At 38.8% G+C, this 25,426-nt stretch carries 27 protein-coding genes; 18 read left to right on the top strand and 9 right to left on the bottom strand.

Going from position 1 to position 25,426, the window contains the following annotated elements:
- Positions 1-87: 87 nt before the first annotated feature.
- The 3 genes from JM79_RS04370 (at position 88) to JM79_RS04360 (ending at position 4,512) form a co-directional block, all read left to right on the top strand.
- Positions 88-1,509, top strand: a complete 1,422-nt coding sequence (locus JM79_RS04370) for an exonuclease domain-containing protein (RefSeq protein ID WP_141876983.1) — start codon at positions 88-90, stop codon at positions 1,507-1,509.
- A gap of 60 nt (positions 1,510-1,569) precedes the next feature.
- Entirely contained in the window at positions 1,570-2,418 is an 849-nt protein-coding gene (gene rlmF / locus JM79_RS04365) for a 23S rRNA (adenine(1618)-N(6))-methyltransferase RlmF (RefSeq protein WP_141876982.1), read from the top strand.
- Between the two features lie 270 nt (positions 2,419-2,688).
- Positions 2,689-4,512, top strand: coding sequence for a sodium:solute symporter family protein (locus JM79_RS04360; protein ID WP_141876981.1), 1,824 nt, complete (start codon positions 2,689-2,691; stop codon positions 4,510-4,512).
- 48 nt (positions 4,513-4,560) lie between these two features.
- Here JM79_RS04360 and JM79_RS04355 read toward each other — a convergent pair whose 3' ends face one another.
- Together JM79_RS04355 and JM79_RS04350 are read right to left on the bottom strand one after the other, a co-directional pair.
- The gene (locus tag JM79_RS04355) at positions 4,561-5,244 is read right to left on the bottom strand and encodes an outer membrane beta-barrel protein (RefSeq protein WP_141876980.1); all 684 of its coding nucleotides are present in this window, start codon (positions 5,242-5,244) and stop codon (positions 4,561-4,563) included.
- Positions 5,245-5,401: 157 nt separating this feature from the next.
- Entirely contained in the window at positions 5,402-5,716 is a 315-nt protein-coding gene (locus JM79_RS04350; protein ID WP_141876979.1) for a rhodanese-like domain-containing protein, read from the bottom strand.
- A 137-nt stretch (positions 5,717-5,853) separates the two neighbouring features.
- On the opposite strand from JM79_RS04350, the gene JM79_RS04345 reads away from it, so the two are divergent.
- From JM79_RS04345 to JM79_RS04295, 12 genes are all read left to right on the top strand, one after another.
- A complete protein-coding gene (locus JM79_RS04345; RefSeq protein WP_141876978.1) occupies positions 5,854-6,312 on the top strand; it encodes a MarR family transcriptional regulator in 459 nt (152 codons plus the stop codon).
- On the top strand, positions 6,290-6,943 hold the full coding sequence (locus tag JM79_RS04340) for an NAD(P)H-dependent oxidoreductase (RefSeq protein WP_141876977.1): 654 nt from the start codon (positions 6,290-6,292) through the stop codon (positions 6,941-6,943). The genes JM79_RS04345 and JM79_RS04340 overlap by 23 nt, the downstream gene beginning before the upstream one ends.
- A 16-nt stretch (positions 6,944-6,959) precedes the next feature.
- Positions 6,960-7,529 carry a YceI family protein gene (locus JM79_RS04335; protein WP_141876976.1) on the top strand — a complete coding sequence of 190 codons (570 nt, stop codon included), beginning with the start codon at positions 6,960-6,962 and terminating at the stop codon, positions 7,527-7,529.
- A 217-nt stretch (positions 7,530-7,746) separates the two neighbouring features.
- Positions 7,747-9,141, top strand: a complete 1,395-nt coding sequence (locus JM79_RS04330; protein WP_141876975.1) for an anthranilate synthase component I family protein — start codon at positions 7,747-7,749, stop codon at positions 9,139-9,141.
- A 10-nt stretch (positions 9,142-9,151) separates the two neighbouring features.
- The gene (locus JM79_RS04325) at positions 9,152-9,769 is read left to right on the top strand and encodes an aminodeoxychorismate/anthranilate synthase component II (protein ID WP_141879171.1); all 618 of its coding nucleotides are present in this window, start codon (positions 9,152-9,154) and stop codon (positions 9,767-9,769) included.
- Positions 9,766-10,758, top strand: a complete 993-nt coding sequence (trpD, locus tag JM79_RS04320) for an anthranilate phosphoribosyltransferase (RefSeq protein WP_141876974.1) — start codon at positions 9,766-9,768, stop codon at positions 10,756-10,758. The genes JM79_RS04325 and trpD overlap by 4 nt, the downstream gene beginning before the upstream one ends.
- Positions 10,759-10,770: 12 nt before the next feature.
- Positions 10,771-11,562 (top strand): indole-3-glycerol phosphate synthase TrpC, encoded by a 792-nt coding sequence (gene trpC / locus JM79_RS04315; protein ID WP_141876973.1) that lies wholly within the window; start codon positions 10,771-10,773, stop codon positions 11,560-11,562.
- An 8-nt stretch (positions 11,563-11,570) separates the two neighbouring features.
- The gene (locus JM79_RS04310; RefSeq protein WP_260443371.1) at positions 11,571-12,269 is read left to right on the top strand and encodes a phosphoribosylanthranilate isomerase; all 699 of its coding nucleotides are present in this window, start codon (positions 11,571-11,573) and stop codon (positions 12,267-12,269) included.
- A gap of 1 nt (position 12,270) precedes the next feature.
- The gene (trpB, locus tag JM79_RS04305) at positions 12,271-13,452 is read left to right on the top strand and encodes a tryptophan synthase subunit beta (protein WP_141876972.1); all 1,182 of its coding nucleotides are present in this window, start codon (positions 12,271-12,273) and stop codon (positions 13,450-13,452) included.
- Between the two features lie 3 nt (positions 13,453-13,455).
- A complete protein-coding gene (trpA, locus tag JM79_RS04300; RefSeq protein ID WP_141876971.1) occupies positions 13,456-14,220 on the top strand; it encodes a tryptophan synthase subunit alpha in 765 nt (254 codons plus the stop codon).
- 77 nt (positions 14,221-14,297) lie between these two features.
- Positions 14,298-14,441 carry a hypothetical protein gene (locus JM79_RS16110; RefSeq protein ID WP_185739462.1) on the top strand — a complete coding sequence of 48 codons (144 nt, stop codon included), beginning with the start codon at positions 14,298-14,300 and terminating at the stop codon, positions 14,439-14,441.
- Positions 14,442-14,576 carry a 30S ribosomal protein THX gene (locus JM79_RS04295; RefSeq protein ID WP_141876970.1) on the top strand — a complete coding sequence of 45 codons (135 nt, stop codon included), beginning with the start codon at positions 14,442-14,444 and terminating at the stop codon, positions 14,574-14,576.
- A gap of 1 nt (position 14,577) precedes the next feature.
- On the opposite strand, the gene JM79_RS04290 is transcribed toward JM79_RS04295, so the two are convergent.
- The 4 genes from JM79_RS04290 to JM79_RS04275 form a co-directional block, all read right to left on the bottom strand.
- The gene (locus tag JM79_RS04290; protein ID WP_141876969.1) at positions 14,578-15,243 is read right to left on the bottom strand and encodes a uracil-DNA glycosylase family protein; all 666 of its coding nucleotides are present in this window, start codon (positions 15,241-15,243) and stop codon (positions 14,578-14,580) included.
- A gap of 4 nt (positions 15,244-15,247) precedes the next feature.
- A complete protein-coding gene (gene yaaA, locus JM79_RS04285; RefSeq protein WP_141876968.1) occupies positions 15,248-16,009 on the bottom strand; it encodes a peroxide stress protein YaaA in 762 nt (253 codons plus the stop codon).
- Positions 16,010-16,100: 91 nt separating this feature from the next.
- Positions 16,101-17,159, bottom strand: coding sequence for an RluA family pseudouridine synthase (locus tag JM79_RS04280; RefSeq protein WP_141876967.1), 1,059 nt, complete (start codon positions 17,157-17,159; stop codon positions 16,101-16,103).
- On the bottom strand, positions 17,149-17,772 hold the full coding sequence (locus JM79_RS04275; protein WP_141876966.1) for a PASTA domain-containing protein: 624 nt from the start codon (positions 17,770-17,772) through the stop codon (positions 17,149-17,151). Before JM79_RS04275 ends, JM79_RS04280 begins: the two co-directional genes overlap by 11 nt.
- A gap of 101 nt (positions 17,773-17,873) precedes the next feature.
- Between JM79_RS04275 and JM79_RS04270 the strand changes: the two genes are divergently transcribed.
- A complete protein-coding gene (locus JM79_RS04270) occupies positions 17,874-18,851 on the top strand; it encodes a D-alanine--D-alanine ligase (protein ID WP_141876965.1) in 978 nt (325 codons plus the stop codon).
- 16 nt (positions 18,852-18,867) lie between these two features.
- Positions 18,868-19,329 carry a pantetheine-phosphate adenylyltransferase gene (coaD, locus tag JM79_RS04265; protein ID WP_141876964.1) on the top strand — a complete coding sequence of 154 codons (462 nt, stop codon included), beginning with the start codon at positions 18,868-18,870 and terminating at the stop codon, positions 19,327-19,329.
- On the opposite strand, the gene JM79_RS04260 is transcribed toward coaD, so the two are convergent.
- Both JM79_RS04260 and JM79_RS04255 read right to left on the bottom strand, forming a co-directional pair.
- A complete protein-coding gene (locus tag JM79_RS04260) occupies positions 19,326-21,617 on the bottom strand; it encodes a TonB-dependent receptor (protein ID WP_260443370.1) in 2,292 nt (763 codons plus the stop codon). The genes coaD and JM79_RS04260 overlap by 4 nt on opposite strands.
- Before the next feature lie 9 nt (positions 21,618-21,626).
- Positions 21,627-22,862 (bottom strand): sorbosone dehydrogenase family protein, encoded by a 1,236-nt coding sequence (locus JM79_RS04255; protein ID WP_260443479.1) that lies wholly within the window; start codon positions 22,860-22,862, stop codon positions 21,627-21,629.
- Between the two features lie 221 nt (positions 22,863-23,083).
- Between JM79_RS04255 and JM79_RS04250 the strand changes: the two genes are divergently transcribed.
- On the top strand, positions 23,084-24,835 hold the full coding sequence (locus JM79_RS04250) for a M14 family metallopeptidase (protein WP_141876962.1): 1,752 nt from the start codon (positions 23,084-23,086) through the stop codon (positions 24,833-24,835).
- Here the strand turns inward: JM79_RS04250 and JM79_RS04245 are convergent.
- Positions 24,803-25,426, bottom strand: a complete 624-nt coding sequence (locus JM79_RS04245) for an NUDIX domain-containing protein (RefSeq protein ID WP_141876961.1) — start codon at positions 25,424-25,426, stop codon at positions 24,803-24,805. The genes JM79_RS04250 and JM79_RS04245 overlap by 33 nt on opposite strands.

Genomic DNA, 25,426 nt, shown 5'->3' with positions numbered 1-25,426 from the left:
TGCTCGAATTATTAACGTTTTTGGATTAATTCCATTAGTTTGGATTTTTTCCTTTATTTTTTCTGCAGATTGTAGTAATTTGCAGCCATGGAGGAGTTGAAATACGCGGTTGTTGATATTGAGACTACCGGGAACGGTATCAAAGGAAACAGGATCACAGAGGTTTGCGTGATCATTCTTGAGAATGGTGAAATCACAAAGACCTTCACTTCGCTTGTAAATCCCAGCCAGTCCATTCCATTGTATATCGAAAGTCTTACCGGAATCAATGATGAAATGGTAAGCAGTGCACCGCAGTTTTCTGAAGTCGCAGAAGAGATTATGGAAATCACAAAAGACTGTATTTTCGTCGCTCATAATGTGAACTTTGATTACAATATATTGAGAGCCGAGTTTGCGATGCTTGCCATGGATTTTAAGAGAAAGCGTCTTTGCACAGTCAGACTTACGAAGAAATTAATTCCAGGATTGTTTTCTTACAGTCTGGGAAATATTTGCACTTCCATCAACATTCCTATTTACGATAGACATCGTGCACAGGGCGATTGTGAAGCAACGGTGATTTTGTTAAAACGCTGTCTTTCGCTGGATCCTGAACTCGAAGTTGTCACCGAATTTTTGAATAGAAAAAGTGGTGCAGAATATTTACCACCACACTTTAAAAATGCCGATTTTGAAAAGCTTCCGAAATCTACCGGCGTTTACTTTTTCAGGGATAAAGATGGTATTCCATTATATATTGGCAAGGCGAAAAATATCAAAACCCGAATAAAATCGCACTTCCAGGAACGTAGTAATCGCAAGTACCAATTGATGCAGGAAACCTATAGCATCGATTATGAGCTGACTGGTTCTGAATTTCTCGCGCTCCTTCGTGAAGCCGAATTGATTCTGAAGTTTTATCCGAAATATAATAAGGCTCAGAAGAAAGTTTCGAGACCTTATACGCTCACCTCTTATCATAATCAGAAAGGCATTGAAGTATTTGCCTTGCATAAAAATAAAATTGCTCCGGTTAGCTGGATGAAATTCTATACCCGTGAAGAAGCGGTAAGTTTTTTAGAAAACCTATGTAAGGATTTTGATCTCTGCCCGAAATATACTGGTTTACAAAGCGCTACTTCCGCTTGTAATCATTACAAACTGGAAGCCTGTAGCGGAGTTTGTAAAGAAGAAATCTCAGTAACAGAATATAATTCACGGGTCGCCAAAGCAGTAGATTTTATTGGCACCTATGATGAGTCCTGCCTATTGATGGAAAAAGGTCGAACTAAAGGTGAAAAAAGTTTTATTTATTTAAATAAAGGAAAGTATGCCGGCTACGGGTACATTGGACCCTCAGATGACTTTAACCATCCCGATGAATTCCGAAATTTTTTGGTGCAGGCGAAAACTTCCAGCTATGCAGATCGAATTGTAAGTCGGTATTTGAACACGAAGAAAAATCTCTCTCCCGTAAAATTAAATTCTTCCGAAGAATTGGTGGAAAATGATATTTGGTTTGGTTAGATGCCTGATCACCGTTGAGACATTTATATTTCGCCTATTTTTACCTTCTGAAAAGAATTTATGCATCCAGATAATCCTCACAAGGAACAATACGATTTTACTGAATTAGTTAAGGTCAATAGCGATCTTAAATCTTATGTCTTCAGAAATAAATATGATAATCTTACTATAGATTTTAGTATTCCTGAAGCTGTACTCAATTTAAATAAAGCGCTCTTAAACTACCATTACCAGGTTAAGAACTGGAGTATTCCGCAAGGATATCTCTGCCCTCCTATTCCGGGGAGAATGGATTATTTGTTACATCTTAAAGATTTTCTGGATAAGAAGATTGGAAAAGAATACTATTCCGGACTGGATATTGGTGTGGGAGCCAGCAGTATTTACCCGATTCTGGCTGCAAAGCATATGGGCTGGAAAATGCTTGGTAGTGATATCGAAATCAAATCTATTGAAGCAGCGCAGCAAAACGTCGTCAACAATAAGCTTCAATCCCAAATAGAAATTCGATTACAGGAAGACCGTGGATCCATTTTGAAAAATGTGATAAAAGAAAACGAGTCTTTTGATTTCAGTATGTGTAATCCACCCTTTCATGATTCCGCAGAAGAAGCTAATAAAGCTAATTTCAGGAAAAATACTAATCTTGGAATCGAGACCAGAAGATTAAATTTTGGGGGACGTTCTAATGAACTATGGTGCCGTGGCGGTGAAGCTTTATTTCTGAAGAGAATGATAAGAGATAGTATAAGTGTAAATAAAAAAATTCATTGGTTCACTTCTCTGGTTTCAAAACAGGAAAACTTACCGACCATAGAAAAACAATTAAACAAACTCAATGCAGATTTTGAAATAATTCACATGGAATTAGGAAACAAAAAGACAAGATTTGTAGCTTGGAAGTTTTAAAACTACTAGAATTTTTAAAACTCAATCTGTTCCTAAACCATTGAATTTTAAGTGGAAACCAGTATTAGGTATTTCCATTAAAATGTCTACATTTAAAACTTGAAGTTTTGGTTATCGAGTAAGTATAGCATAGGTGTATAATTACCTTATTCTTTAACTAACCAACCGAAAAAGGGATAACATAGTTATCCCTTTTTTATTCTATGCTAATATAGGTCTTATATATATCGAATTAATTTTCGTTATTGTAGCAAATACCATGATCTTAGAATGATAGAATTAGCTACAATAGATTATATCCTTATTTTCTCTTTTTTCGCGCTTACCCTGGGAATCGGATTTTACGTTTCCAAAACCTCCGGTAAAAGTTCCAAAGAATATTTTCTATCTGGTAAAACAATGCCGTGGTGGCTCCTTGGTGTTTCTATGGTCGCGACCACCTTTTCCACTGATACCCCAAACCTGGTAACTGATATTGTACGTAATAACGGAGTTTCTGGTAACTGGGTCTGGTGGGCATTTTTACTAACCGGCCTGTTAACAGTATTCGTATATGCCAGATTATGGCGTAAATCCAATGTTGATACAGATATTGAGTTCTACGAATTGAGATATGGAGGAAAACCTGCGAAGTTTTTAAGAGGATTTCGTGCACTGTATTTAGGTGTCGTTTTTAATGTTATGGCCATGGCAGCAGTAAGCCTTGCCGCTATTAAAATTGGACAGGTGATGCTTGGTCTTTCTGCCATCGAAACTTTGGCACTAGCTGGAATCGTAACAGTGATATTTAGTACTCTCGGAGGATTCAAAGGAGTAGTTTACACAGATTTTATACTATTTTTCACGGCAATTATTGGTGGTGTTGGAGCAGCCTATTATTGTGTGAACTTACCTGAGGTTGGCGGACTCGAAAGTTTACTAACTCACGAAAATGTCTCAGGTAAACTGAGTATGCTTCCAGATTTCTCCAACACCGAAGCACTGATTACTCTATTAATTATTCCACTGGCAGTTCAATGGTGGAGCGCCTGGTATCCTGGTGCAGAGCCAGGAGGTGGTGGTTACGTAGCTCAGAGAATGCTGGCTGCAAAGAACGAAAATCATGCAATTGGAGCCACTTTCTTTTTTAATGTGCTTCATTATGCATTAAGACCATGGCCGTGGATCTTGGTCGCTCTCGCCTCATTGATCGTCTATCCAGATCTGGATAGCATTCAGGTAGCCTTTCCTAATGTAAGCGAAGATAAGCTTGGACAGGATCTTGCATATTCTGCAATGTTAACCAAATTGCCAGCAGGGCTATTGGGATTGGTTATTGCATCTTTAGTTGCTGCATACATGTCTACTATCTCCACACATTTAAATTGGGGATCCTCCTATATAGTGAATGACTTTTACTCTCGCTATATCAAAAAAACTGCTTCAGAAAAAGAACTGGTAAACGTTGGAAGAATAAGTACCGTAGTACTCATGCTTATTAGTGCAGTTCTGGCTCTGGTATTACAGAATGCACTTCAACTATTCAATATCATACTGATGTTTGGTGCAGGAACCGGTCTTATCTTCTTACTCCGCTGGTTCTGGTGGCGAATTAATGCCTGGAGTGAAATTACAGCCATGTTGGTTTCCGGAGTTATCTCGGTAGTTTTTAATTTTACCGGTGTAGGTATTTATATGTTTGGAGGTATGGAAAATGCTACAAATACAAAAATAGCAGGTTTACTCCCTGGTTGGGCAACGTACCCGGTGGTGGTCGGCATCACAACCTTATCCTGGCTAATAGTCACCTTCTTTACAAGACCTGAGGAAAATGAAGTACTCATCAACTTTTATAAACGTACGCAGCCCGGTGGACCGGGATGGAAAGCAATCGGTATTCAAGATATCACAGATCGCAAGAATAATTCCTGGAATGTTCCTTCTGGAATTCTAGCTACTATACTTGGTTGCTTTGCAGTATACAGTGCACTATTCAGCACCGGATATTGGATTTATGGTGAATATTTCAAGGCAAGTATTACGACTGGCATTGTTCTAATTCTAGCATTTGTCTTAAGAAGGCTTTGGTTCAAGATCCGAACCCAGGTACTATAAAAAAAGGCTCCAATGGAGCCTTCAATAATATTCTTATGTATTACCAAATTAGAAGTAACATCCACCTTTTCTTCTTCCAGGATTAGCTGAACTATCGAAGATTTTAAAACCAATGCTCAGCATGATCTGGTTTAACCTCGTATCATTAAAAGTAGCACGGTTAATCCCGTAATCACTATTTACAATGTCGATCTCCTGATTTTCCTCTGAAGACAAAGAACGATCATATCGCAAATCAAGTTCAAACCTTCCGAATGAACCCTTGATTCCTATCTGTCCACTAAGCGGAGTATTTTGCGCTACTATTTCAAGGTCTGGTGGTTCAGTTCCTTCAAGTGAAGCATCTAAAATATTCTGATAAGCTGGGCCTGCATAAATATCTATTGGACCCCAAACATTATATCCTATTAATAAGGGTACATTAATTTTATCAACTGCGTAAATTGAAGGTACTGTTGGAAAAGGAAATTCCGTTTCCATAGTGCTGTAAATAAATTCTGGTCTAAGTAGGAATTTTCCGAATCTTACCTCGAAAAAGGCTCCTGCGTGAAAAGTTATCTCAGATTCAGCTTCTACTACACCGTCAAAATATAATCCATTCGAACTATTTCCGGTAATAGTACCACCTGAGGAGTAACTAGGTCCTCCCTTTATTCCGAAGCTAAAATCCTGGGCAGTTAGACTCGTAGCGAACAATAGCGCTGTAATTAAAAAAGATAAAGATTTATTCATGATGCTTTAATTCGAGGTCAATCGGGGTTAAATATATCAATTAAATAGACTAATCAAATAATCCGCTTTAAGTTTTTAACGCATAAACAGGTGTTTCAGTATTACTGAAAATGAAAAAGCACCAACAAGTGGTGCTTTCAATCTGATATTGAATATGTTAATTCGTCTCCTTCTCGCCTTCCCATTCAGAAAAACCGCCAGCGAGATTATAAGTTTCTGCAAAGCCCATTTGATCTAATAAGGTACAAGCCTGGGAACTTCTTTTTCCGGAACGACAGTATATATAGTAATGTTTGTCACGATCAAGTTTATCCACTTCATCAACAAATTCCTGACCTTTATATATATCTATATTTTTAGAATTTGGAATATATCCCTCATCAACTTCTTCCTCTGTTCTCACATCCAGGAGAACTGCCTTATCGTCGTTTTCGGCCTTCTTTTGCCACTCATCCTGTGATAATTCTTTCATACTACTCAAGTTTTTGGTTACTGTAAAGATAGGATTGCTTAAAAACCGTAAAGTCTTCAATTCTACTTTTAACAATTTTTTATTATCAGCTTCTTCAAATCTCTTTATATTTGTATGTACAAATGTTGTAACAACAAATGAAAATAGAGGATCTTTTAAAAACTTCCGGTCAGATTTCAGAAACCAAAAAACTGGTTCTAAATCTTATTGTAACTGCAAATTTTTTAAGTGAAGAGATGCAGGAAGTATTAAAACCATATGGTGTAAGTTCTCAGCAGTTCAATGTGCTAAGGATATTGAGAGGTCAAAAAGGTAAACCTGCCAACTTAGGCACCATTCAGGAAAGAATGGTAAGCAAGATGAGCAACACAACAAGACTGGTTGACAAACTGATCGAAAAAGGATTTTGCCAGAGAATCACCTGTCCTTCCAATAGAAGGAAAGTTGAAATTACTATTACTGAAGCTGGACAAGACCTTTTAAAAGAGATTGATCCAGTGGTAGAATCAATGGAGAATAGATTTTCAGAAAAATTGACAACAAAAGAATTAACAGATTTAAATAACAAATTAAATGAGCTTAGAAACACAAACTAAAACTAGATTTAACGAAGACCTGAACTGGAGATACGCTACAAAGAAATTTGATAGCGAGAAAAAGATCAATCGCGAAGACCTTGATCAATTACTTGAAAGCGTTCAGCTAACCGCCTCCTCCTATGGAATGCAGCCTTATGAGGTGATCGTAGTTGAAAATCCTGAAATAAGAGAAAAACTTAAAGCTGAAGCCTGGAATCAAACCCAGATCACTGAAGCTTCTCATCTAGTGATTTTCGCAAATCTTACTAAGGTAACTGAAAAGTATGTTGACACTTATTTAGATAATATTGCGGCTACACGTGACATGTCTCGGGAAGATCTGAAAGGAATGGAGGACATGATCAAGAGCACAACACTACAATTGCCTCAGGAAAAGCAGAACTTATGGGCTGCGAAACAAGCCTACATAGCTTTAGGTAATTTATTAGCTGCAGCTGCTCATATGAAGATAGACGCCTGTCCAATGGAAGGTTTTAACGCTGACAAGTTTGATGAAATTCTTCAGCTTGAAAATAAAGATCTAACTACTGCAGTAATCGCTCCTATTGGATATCGTAGCGCTGAAGATCAGTATCAGCACCTTGCAAAGGTTAGAAAATCAACTTCAGATCTAATTCATTTCGTATAATCTAATAACAAACATCATGAAAAGTAAATTAATTAATTCAGCAGTAATTATGCTGGTAGTTTTGACTACCGTAGCATTTACCAATTCAAAAAAAGAAGTAAAAACCTCTGAAAGTACTATTAACTGGACCGGAGAAAAAGTGACCGGTTCTCATGAAGGAACTATCCAACTGGAAAGCGGATACCTAATGATGGAAGATGACAAGATCACTGGCGGAGAGTTTGTAATGGATATGAGTACTATTACAGTGACCGACCTTTCTGGTGACAGTAAAGAAAAACTTGAAGGTCATTTGAAGTCAGATGATTTCTTTGGAACAAGTGATCATCCTAAAGCAAAACTTGTAATTACCAGTGCTGCATCTAAAGGTAATGGTAAATACGGAATTGTTGGAGATCTTACTATCAAGGAACAAACACACCCCTTAACTTTTGATCTTAACATGAACGGTGATACGGCTACTACACAGGTAACTATTGATAGAACCAAATATGACGTTCGTTACGGGTCAGGTAGTTTCTTTGACAATCTTGGAGACAAAACGATCTACGACAATTTTGACCTTGATATCAATTTGAAATTCTAAATTGACTCCAAGAGTAATTCTTTGGGATTCTTTTTAAAATTTAGTTTGATAAGAAATAATTGATTTCTATCTTTGAAGCTATGTTTATAACGAATACACATAACTGGTGGTGGAGCAACTTACGCAATAAATCGTGAGCTGATACGCCATTTCATATATAGATATATAAGGCTTGTCTCACGACAAGCCTTTTTTTATTCAAAAAAATTAAGATTCAATGTTCGAATTAAAGACAACTTCAAAAAAGATCCTTGCAGATACTATCACTCCGGTAAGTATCTATTTGAAGCTTCGCGACCGTTATCCAAACAGTCTTTTGCTGGAAAGTAGTGATTATCATGCAAGTGATAATAGCTTTTCATATATCTGCTGCAATCCTATAGCCTCCTTTAAGGTGGAAAATGATATTATTACCGAAAGTCTGCCAGACGGCACGGTTCAAACGACTAAAACCGATAAAACCGTTTCAGTTCCTGCTGCGATACAGAAGTTCTCCAAGCGTTTTAAAGCTGATGCTTCAGATTTTAAGTTTATCAATAATGGCATATTTGGTTATATAGGATATGATGCCGTTCGGTATTTCGAGAATGTGGAGATCAACCGCAAAGAAAAGGATTTAAAAATCCCGGATGTTTATTATGCAGTATATCAAAACATTATCGCGATCAACCACTTCAAGAACGAGGCTTATATCTTCGACCATAGCTATAAATCTGAATCCAAACTGGAGGAGATAGAACAACTGCTGAAGGTGAAGAATTTCGCTTCCTATAATTTTTCCAGAACCGAGCAGCCATACTCTAACCTGAATGATGATCAATATCGTGATGTTGTAGAAGCTGCTAAGGAACACTGCCAACGTGGTGACGTATTCCAGCTGGTACTTTCAAGACGTTTCTCTCAAAAATTTAAGGGAGATGAATTCAATGTTTACCGGGCGCTAAGGAATGTAAACCCTTCCCCCTATCTCTTCTATTTTGACTACGGAAACTTTAAAATCTTCGGAAGTTCACCTGAAGCTCAATTAATAGTTAGCGAGGGGCGAGCTGAAATTCATCCTATTGCCGGAACTTTTAAACGTACCGGGAATGATGAAAAAGATGCAGAGCTCGCCAAGGAACTCGCCGCAGATCGCAAGGAAAATTCGGAACATGTAATGCTTGTTGATCTGGCACGTAATGATCTAAGCCGAAATGGAAGTGATGTTGTGGTTGAGAATTACCGAGAAATTCAATTCTTTTCTCATGTTATTCATTTAGTTAGCAAAGTCACCGGAAAGATCGCCGCCAATGTGCCAACACCACAGATCGTTGCAGACACTTTTCCTGCCGGAACTTTAAGCGGTGCTCCAAAACCAATGGCTTTACGACTTATTGAAAAATTCGAAAATGTGAATCGTTCAGCTTATGGAGGCGCGATTGGTTTTATGGATTTTGAAGGTAATTTTAATCATGCGATCATCATTAGATCTTTCGTGAGTAAAAATCACGAATTGCATTACCAGGCAGGTGCCGGGGTTGTTTCAGAATCAAAGCCTGAGAATGAATTACAGGAAGTATATAATAAACTGGGAGCACTTACCAAGGCTCTGGAAATAGCTGAAGAAATTTAGAATGGAAAAGATGAAAAAGATCCTTGTAATAGACAATTACGATTCTTTCGTATATAATCTTGTTCATTATCTTGAAGAACTGGATTGTGAGGTGACCGTAAAGAGAAATGACCAGCTTGATCTTGAGGATGTGGCTGAATATGATAAAATATTGCTTTCCCCGGGTCCGGGTATTCCAGATGAGGCAGGGCTTTTAAAACAGATCATCATGGAATATGGCGCTACCAAAAGTATTCTGGGGGTTTGTCTCGGCATGCAGGCAATAGGTGAAGTTTATGGAGGCACATTATTGAACCTTAAAGAAGTTTATCATGGAGTTGCTACCAGTATTGAGGTATTCGTAGAAGATGAATATTTATACTCGGGTCTGGAACAAGAACTGGAAGTTGGAAGATACCACAGTTGGGTAGTTGCGAAAGAGCTTCCGCCACAGCTGCAGGCTACCAGTTATGATATTAAAGGTGAGGTCATGTCTTTAAGACACAAAGAATTTGATGTTCGGGGAGTTCAGTTTCACCCGGAATCTGTTTTGACACCAGATGGCAAAAAGATGATAAAAAACTGGGTTGAACATGAATCTTCAAAAGAAACACTTCAGAATAAAGAAAACGAGCAAACAACCTCATGAAAGATCTTTTAAACAGACTAATTAGTCACGAAACTATTACAACCAGCGAGGCAAAACAGGCTATTTTTAATATCTCTGAAGGGAGATATTCAGAAACACAGATCGCAGCATTTCTTACGGTTTATATGATGAGAAGTATTACCATTCAGGAACTGGAAGGTTTCAGAGATGCATTACTCGAACTATGTGTAAAGGTAGATCTTAAGGATTACAACACCGTGGATCTTTGTGGGACCGGCGGTGATGGAAAGGATACTTTCAATATTTCAACAACTGCCTCATTCGTGACTGCAGGTGCCGGAGTTAAGGTGTCCAAACATGGTAATTACGGTGTATCTTCAGTAAGTGGAAGTTCCAATGTCATGGAATATCTTGGTATCAAGTTTAGCAGTGAACAGGGATTTCTTCAGAAAACATTGGAAGAAGCCAATATCTGCATCCTGCACGCTCCACTTTTTCACCCCGCGATGAAAAACGTTGCACCGGTAAGAAAAAGTCTGGCTGTAAAAACATTCTTCAATATGCTCGGACCTATGGTAAATCCTGCATTTCCTAAGAATCAACTGGTAGGCGTTTTCAGTTTGGAGCTGGCGCGAATGTATGCGTATCTTTATCAAAATACCGATAAGAATTACACAATACTCCATGCTCTCGATGGTTACGATGAAATTTCGTTAACCTGTGAGACCAAAAGCATTCGGAACGATTCTGAAAGTATGTTGAAACCAGAGGATTTTGGAGTTTCAGAATTGCAACAATCACAAATTGCCGGAGGTGGTTCGATTGAATCTTCCGCAGAAATATTAACCGGTATTCTGAAAGGCAATGGAACACAGGCGCAGGAGAATGTCGTATGCGCAAATGCCGGTATGGCCATTGCAACTGTTGAAAATTTAAGTGCCCAGGATGGTTTCGCCCGAGCTAAGGAATCTATTGCATCTGGAAATGCATTTAAATGTTTCAAGAAATTACAGGACTTAAGTAAATAATAAGCTGAGATTATGAATATTCTAGATAAAATTGTTGCTGATAAACGTCGGGAAGTAAGCCTGAAAAAGTCGATTTTCCCGGTAGAACAGCTCGAAAATTCGATTTTATTTCAAAGAAATCCGGTTTCACTGGCTGACAAACTAAGAAATTCCAGCAGCGGTATCATTGCAGAACACAAAAGAAGATCACCGTCTAAGCAGGTCATCAACCACGATCTTAATGTACAGGATGTGGCGAGTGGTTATGAGGATGCCGGAGTCTGTGGTATGTCTGTCCTTACCGATGGTAAATATTTTGGAGGTTCTCTGGAAGATCTTTTATACACCAGGGCTGTAGTAGAAATGCCGGTCTTGCGAAAGGATTTCATGATAGATGACTACCAGATTCTTGAGGCTAAAGCTTTTGGAGCAGATGTAGTTTTGCTTATTGCGGCGGTATTACCGACTGAAGAATTAAAACGCCTGGCAACTTTTGCGAGAAATCTTGGAATGGATGTTTTACTGGAAGTACACGATCTTGAGGAACTTGAGAATTCGATTGAAGCGAATGTGGACATGATCGGGGTGAATAACCGGAACCTCAAAACATTTGAAGTTAGCATCCAGAACTCCAAAGATCTATCCAGGCATATACCAGACGAATTCGTGAAAGTATCAGAAAGTGGAATTAGCGACCCAAAAGTAATCGCAGAACTTAAAGATTATGGATATCAGGGTTTTCTGGTTGGAGAAAATTTTATGAGAACAGAAGATCCCGGGAAGGCAGCGAAAGATTTTATAAACGAAATTAATAAGAAGTCATAAGTCACATTATGCAGGAACAAAACTTAACAACCCCGGCCTCAGGACAAAGTTCTGGATTGAGTCTTAAAGTTTGCGGGATGCAGCAACCCGGAAACATGTTGCAGGTAGCCGATCTTAAACCTACTTACATGGGTTTTATATTTTACGAAAAATCTCCCCGCTATTTTGAAGGAAAACTTCCTGAACTCCCTACTAATATCAAAAAAACAGGAGTTTTCGTTAACGAAGAAATTTCAAGGATTCTGGAGATTGCAAAGCAGCATAAGCTTGATGCAATTCAGCTGCATGGGGAGGAGTCGGCAGAATTCTGTCAAAAGCTGAAGAATAATTTCCAGCAACATGGAAGCACTCCGGAGTTGATTAAGGTTTTTAGTGTTGGTGACCATTTTGATTTTCAGAAGATACAGGCATTCGAGGGTATTGCAGACTATTTCTTATTTGATACTAAAGGAGTTTTACGAGGAGGCAATGGAAAGGAATTCGACTGGCAGATTTTAAAAGAATATCCTTCTAATACACCATTTTTCCTTAGTGGCGGCATTGGACCCGAACATGGGGAAGCCATCGCCGAGTTGAAAAATCATTTCTATAGAGCAGGGAAACCAGATCTTCTTTATGCCGTAGATGTAAATAGTAAATTCGAATTGAAACCCGGATTAAAGAAATTGAAAGAATTAAAAGAGTTCAAACAAAAGATAAATTCATAAGATGAGCTATCAGGTAGATGAAAAAGGATATTACGGGGATTTTGGGGGAGCTTATATTCCTGAAATGCTATATCCTAACGTAGAAGAACTGCGTTCAAGGTATATCAAGATCATGCAGGAAGATTCATTCCAGGAAGAGTTCCATGATCTACTGAGAGAATATGTAGGAAGACCTACCCCATTATATTATGCAAAACGCTTTAGCGAGCATTATGGAACTAAGGTATATTTAAAACGTGAGGATCTTTGCCATACTGGAGCGCATAAGGTTAACAACACTGTCGGGCAGATCCTGATGGCGCAAAGACTTGGAAAAAAGAGGATCATTGCTGAAACCGGAGCTGGACAACATGGCGTTGCGACGGCAACAGTTTGCGCCTTAATGGGAATGGAATGCATCGTTTATATGGGAGAGGTGGATATTGAAAGACAATCACCAAACGTTGCCAGAATGAAAATGCTGGGAGCAAAAGTAATTCCTGCAAAATCCGGTAGCCGTACCTTGAAGGATGCAACTAACGAAGCAATTCGTGACTGGATCAATAATCCTGTAGATACTCATTATATTATTGGTTCAGTAGTTGGACCACACCCCTATCCAGATATGGTGGCGAGGTTTCAAAGTGTTATTTCTGAAGAGATCAAGTATCAATTAATGGAAAAGGAAAATACAGAGGATCCTGACTATGTGATCGCTTGTGTTGGTGGTGGTAGCAACGCTGCCGGAGCCTATTACCATTATCTCGATAACCCAAAGGTTGGGATCATCGCGGTAGAAGCAGCTGGAAAAGGCATTGATACCGGGGAAAGTGCAGCAACCTCAGCATTGGGGAAACCCGGAATTATCCATGGTAGTAAAACGCTTCTTATGCAAACCGGCGACGGACAGATCACTGAACCGTATAGTATTTCAGCTGGCCTGGATTATCCTGGAGTTGGACCAATGCATGCTAACCTTTTTACCAGTAAAAGAGGAGACTTTATTAGCATTACAGATGAAGCAGCTATGAAAGCCGGTTTAGAACTAGCTAAGCTGGAAGGTATTATTCCCGCAATAGAAACCTCCCATGCCCTGGCAGTTTTTGAAAACCGAAAATTTAAGAAAGATGATATCGTTGTGGTCAACCTATCAGGAAGAGGCGACAAGGATTTGAACACATATATTGAATATTTCAATTTATAGAAAATGAATAGAATTCAGGAGAAATTAAAAGAAGACAAAAAACTTCTTTCCATATATTTTAGTGCAGGCTTTCCAAATATTGATGATACTGAACAGATCATTGTGGATCTTGAAAAAAGCGGTGTCGACTTTATCGAGATCGGCCTTCCCTTTAGTGATCCACTGGCAGATGGACCTACCATCCAGGAAAGTTCTACCAAAGCCCTTCGGAATGGGATGACCACTCAAAAGCTTTTTGATCAACTCAAAGATATCAGGCCCAAAGTTGAGATTCCGCTGATCATGATGGGTTATTTTAATCCTATGCTTCAATATGGAGTGGAGGAATTTTGTAAAAAGTGTGCTGAAACTGGTATCGACGGACTTATTATCCCAGACCTTCCAGTAGATGTGTACCACGAAGAATATCAGGAGCTTTTCGAAAAATATGGATTGATCAATATTTTTCTTATCACTCCTCAAACTTCAGAAGATAGAATCAGGTTTATAGATTCTATTTCCAATGGATTTATTTACATGGTGAGTAGCGCCAGTGTCACAGGATCTACTTCAGGTTTCGGAAATGAAACTACTGATTACTTCCGAAGAATTCATGAAATGGGTTTAAAAAATCCTCAGATCGTAGGTTTCGGTATTAAGGATAAGGAGACTTTCAAAGCAGCAACTCAATTTGCTAAAGGTGCAATTATTGGTAGTGCTTTTATAAAACATCTTGATATCGAGGGAACCTCGAAAATTTCAAATTTTATCGAACCTATCAAGCTTTAACCTAATTGTAACAGCTTCTTGGCAGCTTATTAGACTACATGTCCTTATCTTAGAGTAAATCATAAAAATTACTAGTTATGGGAGGACCAATTGAAGATAACAAGAGAGAAAGAACGAAAGAGCAGAAAAATCCAACGAATCCAACCGGAAATCGCAACGAAGAAACGAATAAGGTGGATATAGATGAAAAGACCATTAAAGATCAGCAAAACAAAAAATAAATGGGTAGAGGTGATAAGAAAACTAAAAGAGGTAAGATCGCGATTGGAACCAGCGGGAAGCTAAGACCAAAACGTCGAAAATTTAAGATCAAACCTACTACACTGGCTAATCAGGATAAAAAAGAATTGCAGTGATCTAGAAAAATTCTTTATACTGAAGAACCCTGAAATCAAGAGTATTGAATTCAGGGTTTTTCTTTTTCATCTCTTTATAAAGTTCAGAACTGCCAATTGAAATATTCGCAGCGCCGGATGGTGCAATTAGTGATACAGTCTTGATTGATCGCCCATCCAGAATAAACTGATGAACTCTGGGTGATTTATTTGACACGATCTTTAGCTTAATCTCTGCCAACTGTTCTTTTAGATATTTTCTGAAGAAATATTCCGGTCCGTTTTTAGAATTACCACCGGTAAAAAGAAGCGTATCCATTTTTGGATGCTTACGAAGAATTTTAAGCATATCACGCAGCTCCACTTTTTGCATTCCCAGGTCACTTGCATCGATCTTTTCGCGCCGGCTACTTTCCACTATATCGCAGATCCCAATATTTCTACTTTTCAAAAAATCCTGTCGCTGTTTTATTGCTTCTGAAGTATTCTCATACTTCAGGTTAAGCTGAAATATACGATCCAATACTGGCCACAATAAACCATCCCTGCTTCCGTAGCAAAAATCCACATCATCTGGCTTTAATTCCCTACGCGTAAAACGTGGAGGCGGCAAAGTACCAACAATGAGTTTTGTGGCGCTTTCAGGAATGAATGGCGGAAATGGATGTGTGTGGTGAAAAAGCTCCAGAATATTATCTTATAAAGGTTGGATGATCTTCTTTTTCCGTATGTTCTTCACTGAATCGATAATCATCGTAATCGAACCCTTTAATATCTTCCAGAGTTTCACAATCTTTATCGATAATATATCTTACCATAGAACCACGGGCTTTCTTCGCATAAAAGCTGATAATTTTCAGCTTTCCGTTTTTGTAATCCTTGAAAACTGGCGCAATAACCGGAACTTTCAATTGTTTCGTATCTACTGCCTTAAAATATTCATTACTGGCAAGATTCAGAAACAACTCATCTTCTTTCAATTCATCATTCAGCGATTGCGTGATCTTTTCTTTCCAGACTTTATAAAGATTATCATTTCTTTCAATCCCAATAGAAGTGCCCATTTCCAGCCTGTACGGCTGCATCAAATCCAATGGTCTTAAGATCCCATACATCCCGGAAAGTATTCTCAAGGTATCCTGAAGCTTATCAAGTTTATCTGTAGAAATAGTATAAGCATCCAAACCTATATATACATCCCCATCGAACGCATACATCGCGGGTCTTGAATTCTTTTTGGTATGATCTTCTTCGAATTCCTGGTACCTCGTATAATTCAGGTCAGCCAGTTTATCGCTAATACTCATTAATTCTGAAAGATCTGACTTAGTCTGGCGAGATAACTTTCTATTGAGCTTAGCGGTAGTTTCCAGAAATTGTGGCTGTGTACCTCGATTGCTGGGTAGTTTTGAATCGTAATCCAGACTTTTAGCTGGGGAAACAACAATTTTCATTTTCCTGTTTTTCCCAAATATAAGCCGAATCACTAAAATTTCTGAAGCCTAATAAAATTAGTTATCGATAGATCAATAGACAGCTTTTATCCTAAAGATTCTCTAGCTGACTTTTAGCATATGCTCTCCACTTATCCACGCAATTTTGAATATCCTCAGGAATTTCAGTATTAAAGCTCATCCATTTTCCTGTTTTTGGATGTTTAAAGCCTAAGGTTTTTGCATGCAAGGCCTGCCTTGGTAGTATTTTGAAACAATTATCTACAAACTGCTTGTACTTGGTAAATGTTGTACCCTTAAGGATCCTGTCTCCTCCATAGCGCTCATCATTAAAAAGCGTATGTCCAATATATTTCATATGAACTCGTATCTGGTGTGTTCTACCAGTTTCCAGTTTACATGAAACCAGAGTTACATACCCAAGTCTTTCAATCACTTTAAAATGCGTCACTGCTGGTTTTCCTTCTTCTGCAAGGTCTCCTTCGTAAACTAAGTTCTGTAATCTATTCTTTGGGTTTCTTCCTATATTTCCTTCTATAGTACCTTCATCCTCTTCTACGTTCCCCCAGACGATCGCTACATATTCTCTTTCGCTGGTCTTGTCAAAAAATTGCTTTGACAGGTGTGCCATCGCTTCTTCAGTCTTGGCGATCACCAATAGTCCGCTCGTGTCCTTATCGATCCTGTGAACCAATCCTGGGCGATCACTACTATTATTCGGTAAATTATCAAAGTGATGTACAAGTGCGTTGATAAGTGTCCCACTATAATTACCATGACCGGGATGTACTACCATTCCGGGAGGTTTATTAACTACCAGCAGCGTATCATCTTCATATTCAATATCAAGCGGAATATCTTCAGGCACCAGTAAAAACTCGTAAGGAGGATGCTCGAACATCACCTGCACGGTGTCTCCAGCTTTTACCTTAAAATTTTGCTTTACAGTTTCACCATTTACATAGATGTTTCCGCTCTTAGCCGACTTCTGAATTTTATTACGGGTAGCATTCTCGATGAAATTCATCAGGAATTTATCCACTCTTAGTGGTTTTTGACCGGAATCTGCTACGAACTTATGATGTTCATAAAGACTTTCATTCTGGTCGTTATCTTCAATTTCGTCGTTCTGGTCTATATTAGAATTCATCTACTTCGCTTTCAGTTTCCTGTTGAACATCCAGACTATCGTCTTCAAGTTCTCTATATCTTCCACTACCATCGCCCAGTACAAGGTCTAATACAGAAGTTTTCATTAATTTCTCACCAGCTTCCACCAGTTTACCTTTATGTCTTATTTCCAGCACAGCATCTTCAGCAATGTCTGGCTTGTAGCTAACATCACCAATCTCAAAACCTAAAGATCTTAAGGTTGGTTCTACCTGTCTGCGGGTTTTTCTAATCAAATTCTCCGGAATTTCAACTTTACGATATCCGGAAGGATTCAAGGTTAAGTAGATCTTACGGTCTTCCTTCACAAATTTACCTGGTGCAGGTGCCTGTTCTATTACTGAATACCTCGGGAAATCCGGATTGAAATTCGCAGAATCAAGGATTTCGAAATCAAGATTGAGTTCATCCAGACGATCCTCAACAATATCCAGATTCATCTTGGCGAGGTCGGGAACTTCGATTCGCTGATCCTGGTTCGTGGAGTAATCCAGCCATTGCATAGCCAGAATAGCAAGTACAACCAATACAATACCGGCAAGCACCAATTGAATTAAAAAGGTCTTGCTGAAAATAAATCGAAAAAATCCCATAGTTTCATGATAATGGACAAAGATATAAAACCCTTTGGTTTTGGTGACTGCCCTATTAAGTGATATTTTTGTTTAACGACTTCAAACCGGAAATATTGAATATGAAGAAAACTATCGCCATCGCTATGGGCGGTTATTCCAGTGAATACCGCATTTCGATAAACAGTGGTAATATCGTTTATAAAAATCTTGATCGTGACCTTTACGAGCCATACCGTGTTCATATCCTGCAAAGCGAATGGTTCGTGGTTACAGAAGATGACACCCCTTATCCTATCAATAAAAGCAACTTTACAGTAACTATAGATGATAAGGTTATTAGCTTTGACTGCGTTTTTAACACAATTCATGGTACACCGGGTGAAAACGGACTACTGCAGGCATATTTAGAGCTTATTGGAGTACCGCAAACCAGTTGTGACTACTACCAGTCGGCATTGACCTTCAACAAACGGGATCTTATTTCGGTTTTAAGACCCTACGGAGTCAAAACTGCCACAAACTATTTCCTGAATAAAGGTGAGGATATCGACACAAAGGCTATCGTAGATCGCGTTAGTCTTCCATGTTTCGTTAAGGCAAATCGTGCGGGAAGCAGTTTTGGGGTAACTAAAGTTAAGACCGAAGAAGAAATAGTTTCTGCGGCAAAAACTGCTTTTACTGAAGATGATGAAGCAATCATTGAATCATTTCTGGATGGAACTGAAGTCTCTGTTGGGGTGATTATGTACAAAGGTGAAATTGTTGCTTTGCCGGTTACTGAAATCGTGCCTGATGGGGAGTTTTTCGATTATGAAGCCAAATACCTCGGAAAATCCCAGGAAATCACACCAGCTAGAATTTCTGAAGAAGATACTTTGAAAGTACAGGAGATCGCTAAAATGATCTACCGTAAACTGAAGATGAAAGGTTTTTCAAGATCAGAATTTATCTTTCATGAAGGTGAACCACACTTTATAGAAATGAACACCAACCCGGGAATTAGTCAGGCAAGTATTTTACCTCAACAAGCCGAAAAAGCAGGAATCACATTAAAAGACCTATTTGGTAGTGCCGTGGAAGCAGCATTGAATCAATAGAATTAAATCGCGAATTATGAAAATAGCAGTTTTCCCAGGTAGTTTTGACCCGCTAACCTTAGGTCACACAGATATTATCGATAGAGCTTTGCCTCTTTTTGACAAGATCATACTGGCTATAGGCACTAATTCCAGCAAAAAATATATGTTCAGCCTGGAAGAAAGATTGCATTTTCTAAAAGAAACTTATAAAGACGAAGAAAAAATTCTGGTAGAAACTTATAGCGGACTTACCGTAGACTATTGCAAATCCAAAGATTCAGAATTTATTTTGAGAGGTTTGCGCAATGGCCAGGATCTTGAATTTGAAAAAGCTATTGGTCAAACGAATTACAAAATGGCCGGTATTGAGACCATATTTTTAATCTCAAGCTCTGGACTCGCTCATATTTCTTCCACCGTGGTAAGAGATGTGATGCGTCACGGTGGAAGTTATGAATTCATGGTTCCTGAAGTCGTAAAAACCCAGTCTTCTTAAAGGCTTAATTTCAAATTTAGACCCGCGTAATAATTTCTTGGCATTCCCGGGTAATAATAACGTGGTGCAGAACCTCCAAAACCTACCGCGTTAGTTACGATACTTGAAGCATAAAGCTCATCTGTGATATTATTGATTCCAAGGCTCGCACCTGCCTGCAAATAACTGGTTAATTTTGTATTGTAATTCATTCTGAAATTCAGCAATTCGTAAGCTTCAGTATAACCAGAATTGGAATCATCCAAAGCTATTTCTCCAAACATCTGATAATTGATATTTGCTGAAAAATCCTTATAATCGAATCCAATTGTTGGTGTCAACATATATTCTGGAACACCTGGTAATTCATTTCCAGAATAATTTTCCCCAAGATCCACGAATTTATCAAAGGTATAATCGGTAAGATTTGCATTCATCATAAAGTTCAACGAGAGATCATTCGAAATTGGTTGTTGGTAAACTGAAGTAAATTCCAGCCCATAATGATCAGACTTTCCTGCATTGACTCCTACATAGCGATCCTGGTCAATTCTTCTGGCTACCAGAAGGTCCCGAATCTGTATAGAATAAGCGTTGACTTCAGTATATAACCTGTTTTCGAGCCAGTTACCTTTAAAGCCTATTTCGTAGTTCCATCCAGTTTCTGTTTGAAGATCTGTGTTGATATTTCCTTCCGGAGTTAGAGTTTGCGCTACCGTAGGAGTAGAAAACCCATGACTTGCTGAAGCATAGAAGTGCTTTCCAGCAAAAGCTTCATAGCTTAATCCCAGTCTCGGAGAAAGTACTGCATCAAAACTATAATTTTCAGATTGATCTTCTGAATCCTGATTAAAATTATCCTGCAGATCGTAGGAAGTTGTATTAAAATTCACTCCAAAATCGGCAGTTAATTTCGAGGTTAATTCCAGCTGAACCTGTCCGAATAAATTGATATAATTTCGATCCTGCTCATTATTACTTAGATTGTTTCCCTGAACGCTGCCTTGATTCTCAAAATCCTGATATAAGTTCTGGTAGGTTTGAACTTCGTAGAACTCCAGCATCCCTTCAGCTCCAAAACTAAATTTCGCAGGCATACTGGCAATCGCAGTTTCGTGATTAAAATTGGTTCGCAGACCTATAGAATTCCTGTCTTCATCAAGAATATCAAAAGGTCGTGGTTCGTATCCATCACGAGAATTCAGAAAAACAGTGGTTTGATTTTTCCAGTTTTCAGAAAAATTGTGGGTATAGGCTAGCCCAAGAATATTCTTATCATAAGATTCATAACCTTCAGCACTTCCCCAAGTAAAGGCAGCTTTTGTGGGTGAGTTTAGAAAATCATCCTGATTCAAAGAACTTGGAATAAAAGCTTTTAGATTGGTATAATTATAGAAAAGATCCCAGCGATTTCCTTTTTTATTTAGCAAACCAGCTGTTACAACGAATGAATTTCGATCATAAGCACCGTTATCACGATACCCATCGCTATCCAGTTTATTATAATTGACCGAAATATCAAGACTATCTTCTACATAGTTCACATTCACACCCGTTTTCATGGTATTAAAACTTCCGTAGCTAAAACTCGTCTCTACAGAGCGTTGATCCTGCCTGTTTCGCTGAGTATAAAGATTGATAGCACCTCCTAACCCTGCTCCAAATATGGAAGAAACCGGACCTTTGTAGATCTCAATCCGGTCAAGGTATGAGTTGTCAAAATCATCCAGCGTTAGTTCACCTTCCGCAGTAGTGAGAGGGATTCCATTAATATAAGCCTTAATGCGGTTCGTACTGTATTGAGCCCGCGCACCAATTCCTCTAATATCGATCTTGTTGGTATTCAGCGCGCCCTGACTAACAAAAACACCGGGTACATAATTGAGATTTTGCACCAGGTTGAAATCATCTACTCGTTTAAGGTCTTCTGCTGAAAGCACACTCACCGCCGCTGATTCCTTCAGTAATTTCTGCGGAATATTGGAACTACGCAAAACAACTTCAGACAAACCATCAATATCTCGCTGTAGTTCAATAATTTTTCCTTCTTCTGAAGCACTAAAAATTTCAGTAGATGTCTTATAGCCTATAAATGAAAATTTCAGCTTCAACGGAAAACTGATTCCGTCAAAACTGAAATTTCCATTGGTATCTGTCACCTGAATTTTTTCTGATCTCACGGCAGTCACCGTAACATCATTCAGAAATTCTCCAGATTCGGAGTCCTTTACTTTCGCGCTAAAATTCTGTGAACTTACTATAGCAGAACTGAATAGCAAGAAAGCAAGGACTAAATGTAGTTTCTTCAAATTTTCTAATTATTCTGCGGAGACTCTCCAAATTGTATTTCCGTCGTCATCATTAACAAGCAGTGATCCATCAGGAAGCGTTGTTACACCAACAGGTCTACCATAAACCTGGCTTGAATCGTCGCTGGCAATAAAACCAGTAAGGAAATCCTCCGGTTCCTGCGGAATCCCGTTCTCATCGAAAGGAATGAATACCACTTTATATCCTGCAAAATTCGATCTATTCCATGATCCATGCTGACCTACAAATGCTCCATTATGATACTTCTCTGGAAATGCTTCCTGAGTATAAAAAGTCAGTCCAAGTGATGCAGTATGAGCACCCACTGGTACATCTGGAATAATAGCTTTCTCCACCAGCTCATTATGTGGATCATTAGCCCATCTTGGATCTTTAATGTTACCATAATAAGAATATGGCCATCCATACCAACCACCATCTTTTACACTGGTCACATAATCTGGTACCAGATTATCACCAATCTTATCTCTTTCGTTTACGGCTGCCCAAAGTTCGCCGGTAATTGGATTCCAATCCACACCTACTGGATTTCTCAAACCAGAAGCATAAATTCTTTCACCACTACCATCAGGATTGATCTCGATAATATTGGCTCTGCGTTCTTCTTTCTCCATCCCATGTTCGCCAACATTACTGGAACTACCTACAGTGATGTATATTTTCTTGTTATCAGGACCGGCAATCATATTTCTAGTCCAGTGATGATTATAACCTCCTGCTGGAAGCGCATAAACATCCTCACCTTTTTGATCAATAGCATTCTGTCCTTCCTTATATGGAAAACGAACTACGCCATCTACATTGGCTACGTAAAACCAATCTCCCATTACCAGCATTCCGTATGGTTGATTCAGGTTTTTAAGAAAATTGTATTTTTCTTCAGGTACTCCATCCTGGTCCTTATCACGAAACATCGTAATCTTATTCGCACTTTTCTTGGCGTCATCAGACTCCACCACGAAAATATCATGGTTTGGTGCGACATAGGTTCGTCTTGGATGTTCCAGACCTTCGGCGAATTTTGTCACTTTAAAACCAGCCGGTGCCTTAGGCATCTCTCCTTCTGGCCACTCTACTAGCTTGCTCTCCTTACTTACAGATTCAGTTGAAAACGGCGCTGGTAGTTTCAGTTCCCCAACGGTAGTTTTAACGATATCTGGTCCAGATTGAGCCAATTCATTCTTTTTCTCCTCACTTAGATTCTCGATAGCCTGACCCATCATATTTACCGAAAACAGGACGGTACCGGCTAAACATAGATTTCTTACATTCTTTCTCATCTTTCAGTTTTCAACAAAAATAACCTGTTTTATATAGCTGCAGTAAACTGGGGAAGGGATTAGTTTTAATTTAACATCGACCTGCAACCTGCTAGAAATGCTTTCATTTTTAGCAATAGTGTCAGTTTTTAACTAAGTTTACGCTTCCATTTTTAGAAATATTTATGAAAAAATTGTGGTTGATATTGGGGCTGGCAATCAGCTTTAGTTCTTGCGACTTTTCGAAATACAAATTGGTTAAGGATTACGATTTCGAAACGCGTTTCGAAAAATCTGGTGGTAAGGAAACTGGCACCTACGAGGAAGTTATTAGCTATTACGAAAAACTTGCTGAAGCGTATCCTTCCGTAGACCTTATTGAATTTGGAAGCACAGATAGCGGCTATCCTTTGCACCTTGCCATTTACAATGCCGATGGAGAATTTGACCTGGACAAAATACGTAAGTCTCATAGTTTTATTCTTATCAATAACGGAATTCATCCTGGGGAGAGTGATGGTATCGATGCGACCATGATGCTCTTTAGAGATATGGCTGGAGATTCTATTAACTCACCAAAGAATACGATTGTTGCTACAATTCCTATTTATAATGTTGGGGGCGCATTAAATCGTAACTCAGGCACAAGAACCAATCAAAATGGCCCAAAGGAATACGGTTTCCGCGGAAATGCCCGTAACTATGATCTTAACCGGGATTTCATAAAAGCCGATACTAAAAATGCTCAAACCTTCTACGAGATTTTCCATTATGTTGACCCGGAAGTATTTATTGATAATCATGTAAGTAATGGCGCAGATTACCAGTATACACTTACCCACCTTTTTACTCAGCATGACAAACTTGGAGGGAATCTTGGTAAATATTTAAATGAAACCATGATGCCCGCTCTGGAGGATTCCTTAAAGAACAAGAATTGGGATATCACGCCTTACGTAAATGTCTTCAATGATGTTCCTGAAGCAGGTTTTTCCCAGTTTATGGATTCTCCCAGATACAGCACAGGCTACACCACTTTATGGAATACCCTGGGAATGATGGTGGAAACACACATGCTTAAAAGATATGACAAGCGAGTGTATGGAACCTACGAATTGATGCAGTCCATGATCAGGATCACAGACAAAGAATCAACAACAATCAAGGATTTACGAAACCAGGCGAAAAGAAAGTATTTAACAGACAGACACTATAAACTGAAATTTGAAGTTGACGAGGAAAACCCGAGCAAGAGAGATTTTAAAGGTTATGAAGCTGAAAATATAGCTAGCGAGGTCACAGGTGGTGAACGCCTGAAGTATGATGACAGTAAAGAATTTACTAAAGAGATATCTTACTACGATAATTTCAAGGCTACTGAAGAAATAGAGATCCCTCGAGCTTACGTAATTCCGCAAGGTTGGTGGCAGGTTGTGGACCGCCTGAAAATGAATAATATTAAGATGGAACCGCTCGATCGTGATACGCTGATCCAGGTTGAAGTCTATAAAATAGAAGACTACGATACTTCAAAGAATCCGTATGAAGGTCACTACCCACATCAAAATACAAAAGTGAGTAAGACAACGGAGGAAGTCCGATTTAGAAAAGGTGATTTCCTGGTAACTACTTTTCAGGATGGAGCGCGATATCTTCTAGAAACTCTGGAACCATCTGCGACAGATTCCTTCTTCAACTGGAATTTCTTTGATACCGTTCTTCAGCAGAAAGAAGGCTTTTCTCCTTATGTTTTCGAAGATAAAGCGAAAGAATTGCTTGACAGCGATGCTGAGCTTCAGAAGGAATTCGATCAAAAGAAAAGGGAGGATGCAGATTTCAGAAATAACTGGTATGCGCAACTGGATTGGCTGCATAAGCAATCTTCAAATTATGAAGAAGCACATTTACGCTATCCTATCTTTAGATTGCCCCGCTAAATAACGTTCAGGAAAAAGCATTAAAATATTCGCGTAGGATTTTGTGAGTGCCTTCTGGGTCTTCTCATAATTCTTCCATTTAGCTTTTTTAATCCCTTCTTTAGCTTCCGGCACCAGGTCACCTTCATATTCAGTATACATTTCGTACCAGTAAGTTTCCTTCAGGCGAAGTTTGCCATTCCTTTTGAATATGTGAAAGGTCCTTGTAATAAAACGCTTGATCTCGAGCCCCTGAACTCCGGTCTCCTCCTCTACCTCACGAATCGCGGAATCCTCTATACTTTCATCCTTTTCTGTTTTCCCCTTCGGAAGGTCCCAACGATGATTGCGATAGATAAATAGGATTTCTTCCTTTGAATTGATCACCATTCCGCCAGCAGCAGTAACTACCTTCATTTTCTTCAGAAGAAGATCCAGCAATTTGGTTTCATCCTTATTATAAAGATTTACGTGGGTGAGTCTGCCATCCAGGATCTTCCGGACTATTTTTTTAAGACGAACTGTTTTTAATCGATAGTTCTTATAGTTTCCTCCAAAATCCTTTCTCGTAGAAATTATTATGGGGATATCATTCACAAAAACTTTATACAT

The sequence above is a fragment of the Gramella sp. Hel_I_59 genome, from assembly GCF_006714895.1.
Taxonomy (GTDB): domain Bacteria; phylum Bacteroidota; class Bacteroidia; order Flavobacteriales; family Flavobacteriaceae; genus Christiangramia.
The sequence above is the reverse complement of the archived record's forward strand: the minus strand, read 5'-3'. Positions and strand labels throughout refer to the sequence as shown.